The following is a 15,618-nucleotide window of genomic DNA, read 5'->3' as shown; positions in this document are numbered from 1 at the left end:
CCTCGGGGCCTTCTGGCCTCCCCTCGCCCAACATCATGACCTCTGGATCTGCAGCCACCCCGGGGAGCCATAACGCCCCCCGGGCCCCGGAACCGGATCAGGCGCCGGGAATGATCCGGTCGGCACGCAATTTCTCGAACAGGTCGAAAAATGCCCTGTCCGTCGCGATGTAGCCTGTGAAGCCGAGGTTGCGGCTCTTGGACATGTCCGTGACCACCTCGATCGGGCGGCCCAGATCCGCGTCCGTGTGCCATGGCGAGGCCAGCCGTCCCAGGTCGCGCTCGGCCAGACCATGGCGGTCAGCAATCTCGGCCCAGATCTCGGCGTCGCCGGCCATCTCCTGTTCAAGGGGGCGCTCAACCCCGTCAAACTCCTCGGCCTGGACGCCGAACCACTCCGCCAGGCGGCTCCACATCCAGCTCCAGCGGAAGATGTCGCCGTTGACGATGTTGAAGTCCTCGTTCTTCGCCTCCGGCGTCGTCGAGGCCCAGACCATCTGCGCCGCGAGCTGACCGGCATCGGTCATGTCGGTCAGCGCATTCCATTGCACCTGCGAGCCCGGAAAGCGGAAGGGCCGCCCCGTCTCGCGGCAGATCGTGGCATAGACGGCGAGTGTTTGGCCCATGTTCATCGCGTTGCCGAGGGCGCTGCCGATGACCGTGTGAGGGCGATGGACGCTCCAGCTGAAGCCATCCTGTTCGGCAGCGGCGAAAACCTCGTCCTCCTGGGCGTAGTAGAAGTTCTCCACCTCGAGACGGCCCTGATCCTCGCGGAACGGCGTCTTGGGCAGCGCGCCCTTGGCATAGGCCTCGAAGGGGCCGAGGTAATGCTTGAGCCCGGTTGCCAGGGCGACATGTTCGACCGAGCCCGCGGGGCGCAGGGCATTGAGAAGGTTGCGAACCATCTCTGAATTGACGCGGATGTTCTCCGCCTCGGTGTCCATCCTCATCCATGTCGTGAGGAAGACATGCGTGGGGGCGACGCCTTCAAGGGCCTCTGCGAGCCTGTCGGGGTCCAGCAAGTCGGCCGCCACCGGGGTCACGCCGGCCTGCTGCCCGGGCGTTCGAGCGAGGCCGTAAACCTGCCACCCTTCGGCGACCAGTTGATCTGCGAGAGGCCGGCCCTGGATGCCTGTGACGCCAACCACCAATGCGCGTTTCGTCATGTCGTTTTCTCCATCGCGTGTCGCATCCGACCTAGGAGTCCCGGCGGTGCCGCGCTAGACGGCACCAAAACGGGACGTAGGCACCAAGAGGTAACCATGCAGTCTGGCAGCGAAGAGCAGGAATGGCGCGAGGATTGCGCCCCACGGCGGGTGCTGGAGATCTTCTCGACAAAATGGACGAGCATGATCCTGCACACGCTGCACGCCCTGCATGGGGGTCAGGCGCGGACCGGGGTTCTGCAGCGCAGCCTGCCGGGGATCTCGAAGAAGATGCTGGTCCAGACCCTGCGCGAGATGGAGGCCAGCGGGCTGATCGAGCGCCACGTCGAGAGCGTCGTGCCGCCCGCGGTGCGCTACAGCCTCACGCCGCTCGGTCGGCGCTTCGTCGATCTGGTCGATCTGGTCTATGACTGGGGCCGCAAGAACGGGGACGCGCTGGACGAGATGCGGGCCCGCGCATCCTCGAGGCGTAGCACCAGTCGCGCTTGAAGCGGCCTGCGACGGCGCAGGTCTGCATCGACGACCATCATGGACTGTCGACACAGGCGGCCCTTGGCTGACCGTCGGCACCCCGCCCGGGTTCAGCCGTCGACAGGCCAAAGTTGACGTACAGAAGCCATCACGGGCGTGCAGCGTCAGATCGATCCGAGATAATAGCCGATGGCCTCGACCAGCTCCGTCTCCTCGTATTTGAAATGAGAGCGCACGACCTCTTCCAGCTTTCGATAGGTGGCGGCCGCCTCAAGGAAGTTGGCCTCCCCTGGATCCTCGACCAACCGGTCAGCGACCTGATCGAGGCGAATAATCAGCTCGTGCACCACCTCGTGCTCGGAGAGCAGCTTGGCCACGACCTCCCGAAACATGCCTCCGCCGGCGGCCTCGATCCGGGGGAACATGTCGGCGCCTTCGATATCGTGATGAAACTTGAGCACCTGGCACTCATGCCCGCAAAGGGAGCCAAAGGCGCGAAGGTTCTCGGCCATGTCGAGAGACAGCACGATCCGCTTCAGATGCTCGGGAGGACTGTCCTTCGCCTCGATCCGCGCCAGGACCGCGCCGATCTGCGCCATCTCCATCAGGTAGTGCCGATGGATCGCCGCCAGCTGTCGCCCCTGACGGCGATGCCTGTCCGTCGCCGCCGGTACAGGCGGAGCCGACGGCCGGGACGCCTCGTCAATGGTGAGTTGATCGAGCGATTGGGTGGAGAGGTCAGTCATGCTGGATAAAGAAGCCTTTCCCCGGGCCGGGTCAAGGAGGCTGACCCTGCGGATGAGGTGGATGCCGTAAGCCTGCAGGATATCGGCCTTTCCCGACCTTAGACCAGCGGCCCACCTTCGTCGGATTGCGGCCCTAAGCTACCGTTCGTGTGTGTCGCGGCAAATGAACCCAGTCAGCCCGACGGCGGATAGTCGGCGAACGCCAGTAAGTGCAGCGAGTAATTAAAATCAGAACCTTTCAAACAGGTTGCGCAGCAAATTTCATGACGTATGGTAGCGCCTATCGGAGTTAGGTTCACCATGCTTGCAGAACAACTTTCTCGCCTCGCCATGGAATACACCTATGAGCGCGCGAAGCCTTTTACAAATTCGAAATTTGGCGACTTCGTAAGACGCGACATAGCTGTGGAGGCAAAAAATCTCCTGACCTTTCGCTCCGTTGATCTAAAGGTCAGAGCTAGCGTCGGACAGGGCGTATGGGCGTCCGTACCCTGGCTGGCTTTTTTTGACCCCTTAATTACCGAAACTGCGACAAAGGGCTTTTACGTAGTTTACCTGATCAATCCGGACGAGCAGACGATCACACTATCGATGAACCAGGGAACTACGGCCATATATAATGACTTCGGACAGACCCGCGGTCGCGATGTACTGAAACGTCGGGCACGCGATATGGCTGATCGCGTCCCTGAATTTGCAAAGCACTTTTCTGAGGCTCCTATTAATCTTGGCTCTATTGCTGGACTTCCAGCCGGGTATGAGGCCGGACATTCTTTTGGGAAGACCTACACGGCAGGCATGTTCACTGATGACATTCTTCAAGCTGACCTACATCAGATGCTTCGCGCATACGAAGCGCTGGTGAACCGTGGTGGAACGACACCAAGTGAGGTGATGCAGGAAGAGGCAAACGGGCGAGATATAGATGAGACGCGACGCTACGTTCTTTCTTGTCGGATTGAACGCTCCGCAAAAGTGCGTAAAGAAGTTTTAAAAGCGAAACCTCCGATCTGCGAATGCTGTGGTCTCGATCCCAAACGCGACTATGGTTTTAATGGTCCCGCCTATGAAACGCCGCTCGACGTACATCATGCCGCACCACTGCATGGTCTCAGCGAGGGGGAAACAAGGCGTTACAAGGTGCCAGATGACTTCATGGTACTCTGCCCAACCTGCCACCGCATGATCCACAAGATTGACTCGCCGTCGGACCTGTCAAAGTTGAAGCACATGGTTCGTTTTCAAATCGCGCGTGAAGTTTTCTACCCTATTCGTTGATGCTCAATACGGTGAATGGCGACTATCCGCCCTTAGGCGACCTCCGCACCCGGCGCAGCGCAGGTCAGCCCCCCCGCCCTCCGGGGATGGAGGTCGAGACCGCAGCGTTGGCCTCGCATACGCTTTCCCACAAGCGGGAGCTGAACGCTCCAGACCACCAAACCGGCCTTTTGTGAAAGCCCCTGCCCTTCCGGCAATCCCCTTCCTCTGGCCCGTCGCCTTCTCAAGCGTCGTCCAGGGACTACGTACCCGGTCCAGTCTAATGGAGGAGAAGCATCTCATGGTTGGAACGCGCACATTCGGACGGGCCGGTTGGACGGTCTCCGAGATCGGCTTCGGCGCCTGGGCCATCGGGGGGACCTGGGGCGAGGTCTCGGAGGAGGATGCGAGGGCGGCGCTGAACACGGCCCTCGATGAGGGTGTGACCTTCATCGACACCGCGGATGTCTACGGTGACGGACGGTCCGAGAAGATCATCGGCCAGGTCCTGCGCGAGCGGAGCGGCGACAAACCCCTCGTCGCAACGAAGCTCGGCCGCCGCTTGGATCCGCATGAGGCCGATGGCTACAACGCCAAGAATATGGAGGGCTTCGTCGACCGCAGCCTGGCCAACCTGGGCACCGAGCGCCTGGACCTCGTGCAGCTGCACTGCCCGCCGACCGAGGTGTTCTATCGCCCCGAGGTCTTCGGCGCGCTCGACGACCTCAAGTCGAAGGGCAAGATCGGCGAATACGGCGTCTCGGTCGAGAAGGTCGAGGAGGGTCTGAAGGCAATCGAGTATCCGGGCGTGGTCTCGGTTCAGATGATCTACAACATGTTCCGCCAGCGGCCGGCGGACCTGTTCCTGCCGCGCGCGAAAGAGAAAGGCGTCGGCGTCATCGTCCGCGTGCCCCTCGCGTCGGGCCTTCTGACCGGCAAGATGTCCAAGGACAGCACCTTTGCCGACGACGACCACCGCAAGTTCAACCGCGCGGGCGAGGCCTTCGACGTGGGCGAGACCTTCGCGGGTGTCCCCTTCGACGTGGCGCTCGATGCGGTCGACGCTCTGAAGGAGGTCTTGCCGGCGGATGTCCCCATGGCCCAGGTCGCGCTGCGCTGGATCCTCATGAACGACGGTGTGACGGTCGCCATCCCAGGAGCCAAGACTCCCGACCAGGCACGCTCCAACGCCACGGCAGGAGGCCTGGCGCCGCTTTCGGCCGATGCGATGGATGCGGTTCGCGACATCTACGAGACACGCATCGCGCCGCACGTCCACCAACGCTGGTAGTGCTGGGGGACGCACGGTGCCCCCGGTCGACAGGGCCGTGGACACCGTGCGCCGCCGCACTTGCCGAAGTCGGTACAAGAACAAGCCAGACTAGCGCGTGAATATGAGATTCACGTCTCTCGGAGATCGCCCACGACACCCCAGCCGCCGACTGCGTTGGGGTCGTTCGCGGCGCAGAACAGGAGCAGATGCTTGGAAACTCGGCTCTTCACCGATGGAAAGCTAACGCTTCGAATTCGGTCGCTTGGGAAATGGTGCACCCGATAGGATTCGAACCTATGGCCTCTGCCTTCGGAGGGCAGCGTCAGAGGTAATGTTCGCCGGATACCCCGTAGATGTTCACCGTTTTGGCCTTCATGGGAGCACCTGCTACGGGTCAATCCGCACCAAAACGGGACCAGTCGCCACTCTGCACGATCGGCGACTGCACCATCGTGCGAGTACTGACGAACCTGAGCGATGGTGGCTGATGTCGACCTTGAATCGTCAACGTCCCCGATGTTTACACTGCGGCCCCTGCGCAACTTGCTGGTAGGAGGCGCAAGGACCGCTTCGCAATGAGCACGTCAACGATCATCCTCACCCAATTGCCCTCGCTCCCCAAATTCAGCGAACCAGAGACCACTTGGTTGTCACACCGCAGACGGCGCCCGAGGTCAGGACACCTCATCTTTTTGTGCTGCGCCGCCAATTACGGCAGGATCAGGCTCACCTTATTGGGCCCCATAAAAAAAAGGGGGTGTCCGCAATCCGTGTTGGTCCGCTATGCAAGACTTTCCTGCCGTTCGCTGTGCTATGGACGAAGGATCGGTTCAGGCGGCATAAGCATGGACATCCGTTACGAGAGACCGTCCTTCCTCTGCGTCGAAACCGGGCGCTTCAAATAAGCGTCCGACCAGGCGTGATGGACCAACAAGCACGGAATGACGAACGCCAGGACGACGGCGATCATGCCGAGGGCGGTGCGCAATCCCGCGGCGTCCGCAACAAAGCCCAGCATCGCAGGCCCCACGAAGAAGCCCGTATAGGCGATCACCCCGACAGTCGCGACGGCCGCACCACGGCGGCGCGGCTCCGCTGTGCGTCCAGCGAGGCTCAGCGCGGAGGGTGCGATGACCGACGCGCCCGCCGCCGCGACGAAAAGGGAAGCGAAGACGACAATGGGGGACGGTGCCAGGGCCATCGCCGTACCGCCCGCGATGGCGACGATGGCTGCCCCGGCAATCAGGGCGGCATCGCTGACCTTCATAGCCAGCGCCTGGCCGCCGAACCGTCCCACGGCGAGGGCCGTTCCGACCACGGCCGGTCCCATTGATCCCAGCCACGGATCGACCTCGAAGGTCCGCTCCAGGAACAAGGCGCTCCAGGACTGCCACCCGTTTTCGGACAGGAAGGCGGCAAAGGCGATGATTCCCAACAACAGGACAGGACCGTCGATCCGGCGGCGAACGAGTCCATCGGCGTCGGGTGTCACGTCGTCCAAGTCCGGCCTTGCGATCCGATCCTCGCGGCCGAGGCGTGCCGTGACCAGACCTAACGCGACGATCGCAGCGCCGACGCTCGTAAGGATCACCGGGGGGTCCAGCGCCGCGTCGCGCGCCGCGCCGGTGCCGAGCGCCACTACGAGGTAGACGACCGCGAACAGGGCGTGCGCCATATGCATCGCGCGCACGCCCGTTGCCGCCTCGATCGCCCCGATACGCGCGTTCATCACGACATCCATCATACCGGACGCCAATCCCAGGACGAACAGGGCAGCGCCGAGTTCTACTGGCGAGCCGGCAAGGCCTGGCAGTACGGCCGCGACGCCGAAGGCCAAAACGGTCGCCGGCAGTAGCCCCGGCTCGATCCGGTCCACCAGACGTCCGCCCAGAACCATGGCCGGGACAGCCCCAAGCGCGACGCAGAGGAGCGCCAGGCCGAGCGCGCCGTCATCGGCCCCCACGGCGATCTTCACGTCAGGGACAAGGGCGTGCCACGCCCCCCAGAAGATGCCCATCGCGAAGAAGGCCATGAGTGGCGCACGGATGGTGCGAGCTATGGTGAAGAAAGACATGCGGGCCACCATTCATAAGTCTATGCGCAATAACTTATGTAAGGTTGCATGCAGTGTCGATAGCCTGGCTCCGGCCGTCAAATCGTTGCGATCGCTTTGCGCAACCGTGCCAGCGCACCTTCATCACGCAGGTAATAAGCGTATTGCCCCTTTCTGGTAACCTTGACCAAACCCGCTTGCCGCAAACGTGCGAGATGCTGCGACACGGCCGGTTGGGTCATGGCGACGACCCGGGCGAGGTCCGAGACGTGGATGCCGACATACCCCTCGATCTCGCGACACGCCTCATGACCCTCGCGTAGCGCGGTCAGGATGCGCAGTCGGGTCGGGTCGGCAATGGCGGTTAGACCGCTTAGCAAGAAAGGGTCTGGATCGGCGGGCCGCATCGGTGTCGAAGTTCTGCCGGCGATCTTCGGTTGGCTGCTCATGGCCTAATGTTGAGGGATCACGAATGAGCGTCAACAGATCATCGGTCAGTGGTTTGTTAGAGGGCGCGTCGCAAAGACAGTCGGATTGAGCGGTTCCGCCGTCTCGGGTTAGCCGCAATATTCGAGCCGCCAGCAGGTGCGGGGTTTTCGCACGCGACCCCTTGCGACAGTCGCAGAAAGATCCATCGCAGCCGCAATTCGTGTGCGACGCGGCATCAGTGCAAATAGCCTCGAAGGGGACCTTTACGCGACACCACTTCTACGCTGCGCGAACAATCTCCGCCGGGCGCATCCCCGCCAGCCGCACCTCCAACCAGCGGATATAGCCGTCGAGGTTCTTCGTGGCCGGCCCGCAGAACGGCTTGATGAACTTGCCATATCGGGCGTGGAGCGAGTTGACGTTCTGGATGTGGTAGCAGCCAGCCGCGACACGCGTGCCCGGCTTGCTGCCCACTACGAAATGCTCCAGGCCCCGCGCCGACGCGAGATTCTTGTAGCCATTGCCTCCGTCCGAGCAGAGCACAGCGTCATTCGGCACCAGGGGCGTCATGGCGCGCTCTACGGTTACGCTCTTGCGGTTCGGCAGTCTCCGGAAAAGGCGAGAGCCACCGCGGTCGGCGACGGTCAGGATGGGAAGCTGCCACTTCGAGAGGCCGCGCATCATCTTCAGCCCCTTGGTGGTAAAGTCTTCCCATCGGGGACGCGGAGGCTGCGGCACTTTCTGGGTGTCGGCGAAGTATCGAACCCACTCCCGTGAGCCTTTACGCGACTCCCGCTGATAGGTCTTATCGGCTTCGATGATCCCGGAGAAGCTCGCCCCTACGCTGCTGTTTCCGATGATCGAGAACACGAGCATCCGCCAACGCCAGATCGTGTGTTTGTTGAGGTCGAGCTGCTTGGCGAGCTTTCGCACCGACTGCGGTGCGGAAGTCCCAGCATATCTCTCAGAGCGGCCACGAATAGGTCAGGGCGATGGATGCGGCCGATGGCGCTCCCGGTCCGGCCCGAGTAGGTCTTCTTGCAGCCCGAGCATCGGTAGCGCTGGACCTTGGTTCGTGTGCGGCCCCATCTCTGGCGACGACCGTCGCCGCAGAACGGGCACTTGTGGTGTTGGTTTGTCCGTGCTTGGATCTCCGAGATCGCCTCCGTCTTGTGGCGAAGATCCCGGATTTTCGTCTGTGCGTCTTCGATCTGAGCCGGGTTCAGGTCGCCGAGGGCATCCAGAAAACGGCGAAAGTCTCGGTGTAGCAAGGGCGTCCTCCGCTGGAAAAGCGGAGGAAGATGGGCCCTTTTGGGTCATGACGAAGCGAACCAACACGGTTTGCGGACACCCCCAAAGAAAATGTTGCTCAGTTGCCGTAGCCTGCACGTGCTTGGCCTCTAGAACAGTCGGCCCATCGCCTAGGCTAAGGGCCGCCTGTTCCTCTTCAAACCTGCCGTCCGTCAGCGTGGTCACGCACACCGGCTCTTGATCCGAGCAGGTCTTTCGAGCCCTGCCGGACCTTAAGTCGGACGCTGCTCAAGGCGGACGTCATCGAGCCTGTCAGAGTTATGACGCATCCGGCCCAGAGGCGACGTTCGGTACCCTGCCTGGCCTCCGCCGCTTCCGGCCCATTGCGGACCTTCACGTGCCTAGCCGAGGCCGCGGTGCAGCTTCCCAGAAGCGGCCGTTGCCACGCCCATGCGACATCGGCTAGTCCGCGGAGGTCAGCTGTGCGGACAAAGTTGTCGTTGGACCCGCTCTGCCTACCGCCGTGCAGTCATTGGCAAGATCAAGCCCCATCCGGTCTTCTGGGGCGGTCCTGACGGCTCGAAACCGAGCTTCTTGTAAACCGCTATCGCCCTTGCATTGTCCGGATGCGGATCGGTCGCGATCACAGGTGTGCCCTCATCGAAGAGAACCCGCATTCTCATCTCGATGAACGCCGAGCCATGCCCGATGCCGACCATGCCGGGGTCACCGATAAATTGATCGATCCCCCGCGATCCTCTGGGAAGATGGGCAAAATGGTGCTCTTCCCAGCCGTGGACCGTGTAGTCCTGCATGAACGCAAAGGGCCGCATACCCAATGAAACGATCCAGCGAGCGACCCGAGGGTCGGCCAAATCCGCTTCGGCATACGGCTCGTCTGCGTCCCACCACTCTCGAACATGCGGGTTCGATTGCCACGCCGTTAGCAAGGCAAGATCGTCCAGGATCGCTTTGCGAAATGAATAGTCCCGGGACGCGGTCATTCGATCAGCCTACCATAACGTGCGACGGTGGGTATGGGCTCGAAGCTGACCTTCGCTGCACCGCAGGGCAGAGTGCCTGACCGTACCCCAGCGGCAGGCCCTATGCGCTCCGGCTGACTGTCGCTCGTCGCCCCACAGCGGCCGTCCAGCTACTGCCCCTCCGCAGACGCTACCGGCCCAAAGCCGCAGTTCGGGACCCTGCCCGACCACCCTCGCTGCCGGCCCGAAGCGGACCTCCGCTGGTCTGCTTCCGGCCCAAAGCTGCCGCTCAAGGGGCGTCCCGACGCTGTGGCGCAGCTTTGTCGGAGCGGACACCCTTGGATGCGTGAAGCATAGCCTGACAGAATAAAGTCGAAGGTGCGGGTCTTGCCGACGTAAATAATGTGAACGCGCCCTTTAAGCCGAGCCAAACGCCTGAAACCAGCTACGCAGGAGCGAGTAGAAGTGCCAAGTCAATCATGCGTTGGATAGAGTCCTGTGTCGGTTCCTTCTTTCTCGACCGGTGCGACGCCCAAATCTGAGCAGCTTCTAGAAACTCTTCTCCTTTGTCTCCGAGCTCGCCATCCTTGTTCAGAGAGGCAACAAGGTCTGCGTATTTTCTGCGGTCTATACGGGAGTACTTCGCTGCTGTTCGACCGTCGATTCGTGTGTCTGATGCGATTTCTTCGAGACGATCTCGGATCTTCAACCAGTTGAAAGACAGGTCCTCGAAATTTAGCTCGTGTATACCAGCTTGTACGTCTGGCGCTTCAGCCTCTTCTTCATCAATTGCCTGCCGATCCGATACGTCCGCTCTGATTTGCGCAGTGCTAGCAGTCAAGCTGCTCAACTTTTCTTCAACGTCTGCAAGCGACTGCTGAACTCTGGCTTGATGTGCTGTCAAAAGCTGATCTGTGGTGTCGAGCGCTGATTTTATGTCCTTAACTTTTCCGCTGAACAACAACCAACCAAGTACAACGGCTGCGATAGCCCCCAGAAATGTAATCACTCCAGATCCAAGCGTGGCCTGAGGCTGAGTTAAATCCACCAACCATTCCGGCATCAAAATCTCTCCTGCACAGTAATGCTATCCAAGGAGCACTCCTCGCCGTTTCAGCTAGCCCTCGGCAAGATGCCATCGCAGCAGTATGGCTACGAAACCCGAACGACCGCAATGGCTCGTAGGCTTGACGCGGCTTTGCGGTGAACTGCGTGACCAAACTTGAAGTGCTCAGTGTCTCTAAGCCCATAGCCGCCGTTCAGCCAGCCACCGAACCGCCGTCACTCTCGGCCCGAAGCCGCCATGCCACCCCGCGCGGCCGCCGTAGCTACCGGCTCACAGCGGACGTCCGGTCCCTGCCTGCCCCATGGCGCTTCCGGCCCTGAGCTGCCTTTCGCCGGTCGGCTCATCGCCGCAGCGCGGCTTCACCGAACCGGACATGCGCGAGGCGCGCAGCATCTCCACCGCCCAGACGACCGCTATGCGGGACGAAGCTGCCGTTCGCGCTTACACGCCGAATGGCAGCTTTCGCTGCAATCCTCCAAGGAATTCCCGTGTCCGGGCTACGCCCATCAAGCCCGAGGGCTACACCTCCAGGCTTCCGCCGAATGATTTCGGGACAAGATCATCCTTTCCTTCGCCGGATCGGATCAACCCCAGAATCTTTGCTGCGACGCGGTCCGGGGCGTGGATCGCTTGGCCTACGGCCTCAAGCTCCGCTTCGGCCGCGTTTTCCCCTGTCTGGACGGCGCCATAGAACTCGGTGTCGGTTACAAAGGGATACATCGTGGAAACGGTTATGCCCGTCTCGGCCAATTCGATCCGCGCTACATCCGAAAGCATGTTCAACGCGGCCTTCGAACTGGTATAGCCACCGGCCCCCGGAAGGGCACCGAACGTCGCACCGGAGCTGACATTGACGATCGTCCCCCGCCCTTGCCGTCGCATCTGAGGCAGCACGGCCTGCATCATCGCCAATGGCGCAATCGTGTTGAGCTCCAGAAGCTCCCGATATCCGGCGATGTCGATCTCGTCGATGTTGGCATAGAAGCCACGGCCGGCGTTGTTTACCAGGACGTCGATCCGGCCAAACGTGTCGAGGACCGTTTGCACACAGCGCGCGATCTGGGCAGGGTCGGTGACGTCGCATGCAACCGCCATGGCATCTGGACCAAGCCGTGTCGCGATCTCGCTCAGACGGTCCGCGCGCCGGGCGATCAGGGCAACCCGTGCGCCCAGTTCGATGGCCGCGGTGGCTGTCGCCAGACCAATGCCGGACGACGCGCCGGTGATGAGGATGGTGGATTTCTCGATATCCATGGGAGGGGTCTCCTTGCTTTGTCAAGTTGAGGCACGGCCGCCCCTGCCGGGACCGCAGGACATGCCGGAGTGCCTCCCTGATATGGAGGACGAAGGAGATCGAGACGTGCCCGATATACTCGATAGCTTGCATAATATTCTCATTTTGCTGTAAGGCAAAGTGATGACCAGCGTGCTGTCCATGACTTCACTTTTCCCAAAGCTGGTGAGCCGCCTGGCTAACCGGTTGCCCAAGGGCGAGACACGTACGGCCCTTGGATCAGTGTCTTTTCTCAAGGTGATCACGCCCGGCGAGCTGGTCCCCGAGGTGCAGGACCCCATTGTCAGCCTCACCCTTCAAGGCGAGAAGCGCCTTTCGATCGGACATGACGCCCTGCATTATCGTGTCGGCGACACATATACCTCCGCAATCGATCTGCCCACGCGGATCGAGATTCTGGGATGTTCGCGAACGCGCCCCTACCTCGCGATGACACTGCGCCCGGATCCCGCGCTGATCGCCGATCTGGCACAGCGCTCAGAGCCCATGGTGCCCAGATCCGGTACACGGGCCTTCGCCGTCCATCCGGCGGATAAGGACCTGCTCGATGCCTATCGAAGGCTTTTGCAAACTCTCGAGAGGGCCGAAGATCTGGACGTGATGGGTCCGCTGATCGTAAAGGAGATCCTGTTTCGGCTCCTTCAGGGCCCTCAAGGCCCGATCCTGCGCAAGTTGGTCGCAAATGGGGGGCGGCACTCGGGCATCGCAAAGGCAATCGCACGGATAAGGACAGACTACACAGGGCCTCTGCGGGCCGCGGACTTGGCCAGCGCGTCGGGGATGAGCGTGCCTACCTTCTACCGGCGCTTCAAGGCAGAGACGGGCATGTCGCCGCTGCAATACCGGACCCGCCTGCGGCTCTACGAGGCGCGGCGCAGGCTGCATGCCACACCCACCCATGTCGCCCGCCTGGCGTTCGAGCTCGGCTACGATAGCCCCTCGCAATTTTCTCGCGAATATGCCCGGGAGTTCGGCGTGCCGCCCGCCCGCGATGCTGGCCTGATGCGCGCAAGGGTGCTCAGCGGGTAGCGCAAGCGCCCGTCGCACAATCGGATCGCCACCAGACGGCCTTCAGGAATTTCCGGGGGGGCGTTGAGTTCCTATGTCCGTCGTCAGCGTCACGGCGCCGGAGCAACTGCTCCTCTGCGAGCTTGGCTTTCGGTCAAAAACGTAATCAGTGCACGTAACGCTAGAGGTGTTTGACGTCGGCTCGGATGATAGAGGAAGAACCCCGCGTATTGCTTGCACCATGGCTCGAGAACCTCGACGAGTTCACCGCGCGCGACATGCGGCGCCACCATCGGTTCACTGAGGCAGGCCAGGCCCGTGCCGGAGAGCGCCGCGTCTTTCAAGAGGCCGGTATCGTTGACCGAAAATGGCCCCTCGACGTTGATTTCGAAGGGGCCGTCCGGGCCGTCGAACGGCCAGCGATATGGCTGACGGCTGTCTGCCCAGCGGTAATTGATGCAGAGGTGTCGTTTCAGGTCCTGCGGAGACTGCGGAACGTCATGTACGGCGAAATAACCGGGCGTGCCGACAACGGCGTTGCGGAAAGGCGGGGTCAATCGGACGGCGATCATGTCCTTTTCCAGCAACTCTTGGGGACGGATGCCCGCGTCGAATCCCCTTCCGATGACATCGCTCAGCGCATCGTCCATCACGATATCGAGGTGGATGCCAGGGTGGAGCGCCGAGAATTCCGCGAGCCGCGGCATCAACAGCACCTCTGCAGCGAGCCGCGGCAGATTGAGCCTTACTGTTCCCTTAGCATCGCCCCGCCGGGCAAGGGTGTCATCGACAGCCTCCTCAAGGCTGGCGACGGCGGGCAGGAGGCGGGCGTATAGCGACTGTCCCGCCTCAGTCGGAGAAACGCTTCGCGTCGTGCGGTTCAGCAGGCGATGACCGAGGCGCCCTTCGAGGCGTTTGATCGTCCGGCTGAGAGCAGAGGGTGTCACGCCCAACCGTCCGGCTGCTTCGCGAAAGCTGCGGGTCTCGGCGATCATGATGAACGCCCGCAATTCAGCATATTCTCCACCGCCGATCATTCGTTCCCTCAAGTCAATGATACGATGATTATTATGCCCATTAATATCCATGCCGAACAGGGCCATCTAGGACCTGTCAAACCTCTGGAGAGTGCGATGCATACCGAACCCACCCAAATGGCCGCTTGGCAGCACGATAACGCGTCGACGCTGCAAATTGCCGCCGCCCCGATCACCACGCCGCAAGGCAACGAGATCCTGATCGAGAACGCCGCCATCGCGATCAATCCACTGGACTGGCTACTGCAGAGCGGAATGAGCCTCCCGTGGTTGACCTTCCCGATAATCACCGGCAGCGATGTGGCGGGCACTGTGGCGGCAGTCGGGCCCGATGTCACCCGTTTCGCGATTGGTGACCGCGTGGTTGGGCAGGCCGTTAGCACCACGGTCAACAGGCCCGCCGAAGGCGCATTCCAGGAATACACGATCGTGGCCGATCACATGGCCGCGCCGATCCCCGCGACATTATCCTTTGCCGAGGCCGCCGTGCTTCCACTGGGGCTCGGCACGGCGGCCGGGGGGCTTTACGGCAAGACGCAGCTTGCCCTGCTGCCGCCGTCTCTCTCGCCAGAGGCGCAGGACGAAGTGGTTCTCGTCTGGGGAGGGTCCTCCAGCGTGGGCTGCAATGCCATCCAGCTGGCCGTAGCCTCCGGCTACACCGTCTTTGCTACCGCTTCGGCGTCCAATGCCGGGATGTTACAGAAACTCGGCGCGGCGGAGGTCTTCGATTACACCAATGAGACGTGCTCCGAGCGCCTGATCTCCGCACTGGAGGGACGCCGCCTTGCGGGGACGCTGCATGCCACCGGCAACCTGCATGACTGCGCCGAGGTCGTCAGCCGCGCGGAAGGCAGGAAGATGATTGCCGCGACACTCCCGGCACCCGAGGGTTTCCGCAAAGACGTCGTCGTTGGCCACATCCACGGCACAGCGCTTAAGGACGATAATGTCGGACCAATGATATACCGAGATTTCCTGCCCGCCGCGCTGGCCCAAGGCCGCTACCAAGCCGCACCGAAACCGCGGGTCGCAGGCCATGGGCTTCACGCGCTTCAGGACGCGTTGGCCCTCCAGAAGACCGGTGTTTCCGGCGAAAAAATCGTCGTTTCTCTTGTTTGAATAGCTTTCAATTCCGGATGTGAAAGCCCAGTTTCGGCTCGAAGCTGACCTTCGCTGCACCGCAGGGCAGAGCGCCTGACCTTCCTTGCGCGGCAGGCCCTAGCGCTCCGGTTGACTGTGGCTCGTCGCCCCAAAGCGCCCGTCCCGCCTCTGCCCCGCCACAGACGCTCCCGACCCTTACCTGCCGTTCACGAGGAGAGGCTGCGCTGCGGTGCGGGTTCCCCGAAGCCGCCGTTCGGAACCCTGCCCCACCGCTGCCGCTTTCGGCCCTTAGCGGACGTCCGAACCCCTGCCCCGGCGCAGCCGCTAAAGGCCCAAAGCGGCCTACCATCATGGGGGTCAACGATGCACTGCGCATTATCCAGCCAGACTGGCCTGCTGCCGGTTTGTCGGACACGAGGTTAAGCTAATATGGCTTTCTCCTCGAACTCGACGGGGCTCTTATAGCCCAGTGTCGAGTGCCGTC

Annotated in this window: 14 protein-coding genes, 1 tRNA gene and 1 pseudogene; 5 read left to right on the top strand and 11 right to left on the bottom strand. The window is 61.9% G+C overall.

What is annotated here, in order from left to right; all coding sequences use genetic code 11:
- Window positions 1-97: 97 nt before the first annotated feature.
- Entirely contained in the window at window positions 98-1,165 is a 1,068-nt protein-coding gene (locus DFP88_RS14140) for an SDR family oxidoreductase (protein WP_110815354.1), read from the bottom strand.
- 96 nt (window positions 1,166-1,261) lie between these two features.
- On the opposite strand from DFP88_RS14140, the gene DFP88_RS14135 reads away from it, so the two are divergent.
- Window positions 1,262-1,654, top strand: coding sequence for a winged helix-turn-helix transcriptional regulator (locus DFP88_RS14135; RefSeq protein ID WP_110815353.1), 393 nt, complete (start codon window positions 1,262-1,264; stop codon window positions 1,652-1,654).
- Between the two features lie 146 nt (window positions 1,655-1,800).
- Here the strand turns inward: DFP88_RS14135 and DFP88_RS14130 are convergent, their stop codons facing one another.
- Complete coding sequence (locus tag DFP88_RS14130; RefSeq protein WP_110815352.1) at window positions 1,801-2,382, bottom strand: hemerythrin domain-containing protein; 582 nt, start codon at window positions 2,380-2,382, stop codon at window positions 1,801-1,803.
- A 330-nt stretch (window positions 2,383-2,712) separates the two neighbouring features.
- Between DFP88_RS14130 and DFP88_RS14125 the strand changes: the two genes are divergently transcribed.
- Complete coding sequence (locus tag DFP88_RS14125; protein WP_181418661.1) at window positions 2,713-3,660, top strand: MrcB family domain-containing protein; 948 nt, start codon at window positions 2,713-2,715, stop codon at window positions 3,658-3,660.
- 280 nt (window positions 3,661-3,940) lie between these two features.
- Window positions 3,941-4,930, top strand: coding sequence for an aldo/keto reductase (locus DFP88_RS14120; RefSeq protein WP_181418660.1), 990 nt, complete (start codon window positions 3,941-3,943; stop codon window positions 4,928-4,930).
- 252 nt (window positions 4,931-5,182) lie between these two features.
- Here DFP88_RS14120 and DFP88_RS17095 read toward each other — a convergent pair.
- From DFP88_RS17095 to DFP88_RS14095, 8 genes and pseudogenes are all read right to left on the bottom strand, one after another.
- A tRNA-Arg gene (locus DFP88_RS17095) sits at window positions 5,183-5,300 on the bottom strand.
- 468 nt (window positions 5,301-5,768) lie between these two features.
- The gene (locus DFP88_RS14115; protein WP_110815349.1) at window positions 5,769-6,998 is read right to left on the bottom strand and encodes an MFS transporter; all 1,230 of its coding nucleotides are present in this window, start codon (window positions 6,996-6,998) and stop codon (window positions 5,769-5,771) included.
- Between the two features lie 65 nt (window positions 6,999-7,063).
- Entirely contained in the window at window positions 7,064-7,414 is a 351-nt protein-coding gene (locus tag DFP88_RS14110) for an ArsR/SmtB family transcription factor (RefSeq protein WP_110815348.1), read from the bottom strand.
- Window positions 7,415-7,673: 259 nt separating this feature from the next.
- Window positions 7,674-8,375, bottom strand: a complete 702-nt coding sequence (locus tag DFP88_RS14105; protein WP_110815347.1) for an IS1595 family transposase — start codon at window positions 8,373-8,375, stop codon at window positions 7,674-7,676.
- 62 nt (window positions 8,376-8,437) lie between these two features.
- A pseudogene (locus tag DFP88_RS17555) lies at window positions 8,438-8,665 on the bottom strand (hypothetical protein); the annotation flags it as partial.
- 495 nt (window positions 8,666-9,160) lie between these two features.
- Window positions 9,161-9,649, bottom strand: a complete 489-nt coding sequence (locus tag DFP88_RS14100) for a GNAT family N-acetyltransferase (RefSeq protein ID WP_146227517.1) — start codon at window positions 9,647-9,649, stop codon at window positions 9,161-9,163.
- A gap of 424 nt (window positions 9,650-10,073) precedes the next feature.
- Window positions 10,074-10,691 (bottom strand): hypothetical protein, encoded by a 618-nt coding sequence (locus DFP88_RS16910; RefSeq protein ID WP_146227516.1) that lies wholly within the window; start codon window positions 10,689-10,691, stop codon window positions 10,074-10,076.
- A 522-nt stretch (window positions 10,692-11,213) separates the two neighbouring features.
- The gene (locus DFP88_RS14095; protein WP_110815346.1) at window positions 11,214-11,948 is read right to left on the bottom strand and encodes an SDR family oxidoreductase; all 735 of its coding nucleotides are present in this window, start codon (window positions 11,946-11,948) and stop codon (window positions 11,214-11,216) included.
- A gap of 163 nt (window positions 11,949-12,111) precedes the next feature.
- Between DFP88_RS14095 and DFP88_RS14090 the strand changes: the two genes are divergently transcribed.
- Window positions 12,112-13,017, top strand: a complete 906-nt coding sequence (locus tag DFP88_RS14090) for an AraC family transcriptional regulator (protein ID WP_110815345.1) — start codon at window positions 12,112-12,114, stop codon at window positions 13,015-13,017.
- Window positions 13,018-13,106: 89 nt separating this feature from the next.
- Here DFP88_RS14090 and DFP88_RS14085 read toward each other — a convergent pair whose 3' ends face one another.
- A complete protein-coding gene (locus tag DFP88_RS14085; RefSeq protein WP_220032344.1) occupies window positions 13,107-14,099 on the bottom strand; it encodes a LysR family transcriptional regulator in 993 nt (330 codons plus the stop codon).
- Window positions 14,100-14,129: 30 nt separating this feature from the next.
- Here DFP88_RS14085 and DFP88_RS14080 point away from each other — a divergent pair, with 30 nt between their 5' ends.
- Complete coding sequence (locus DFP88_RS14080; protein WP_110815344.1) at window positions 14,130-15,152, top strand: zinc-binding alcohol dehydrogenase family protein; 1,023 nt, start codon at window positions 14,130-14,132, stop codon at window positions 15,150-15,152.
- The last annotated feature ends 466 nt before the right edge of the window (window positions 15,153-15,618 follow it).

This window comes from Pseudoroseicyclus aestuarii (assembly GCF_003217255.1).
GTDB classification, from domain to species: domain Bacteria; phylum Pseudomonadota; class Alphaproteobacteria; order Rhodobacterales; family Rhodobacteraceae; genus Pseudoroseicyclus; species Pseudoroseicyclus aestuarii.
This window is presented reverse-complemented; position numbering and strand designations above follow the sequence as displayed.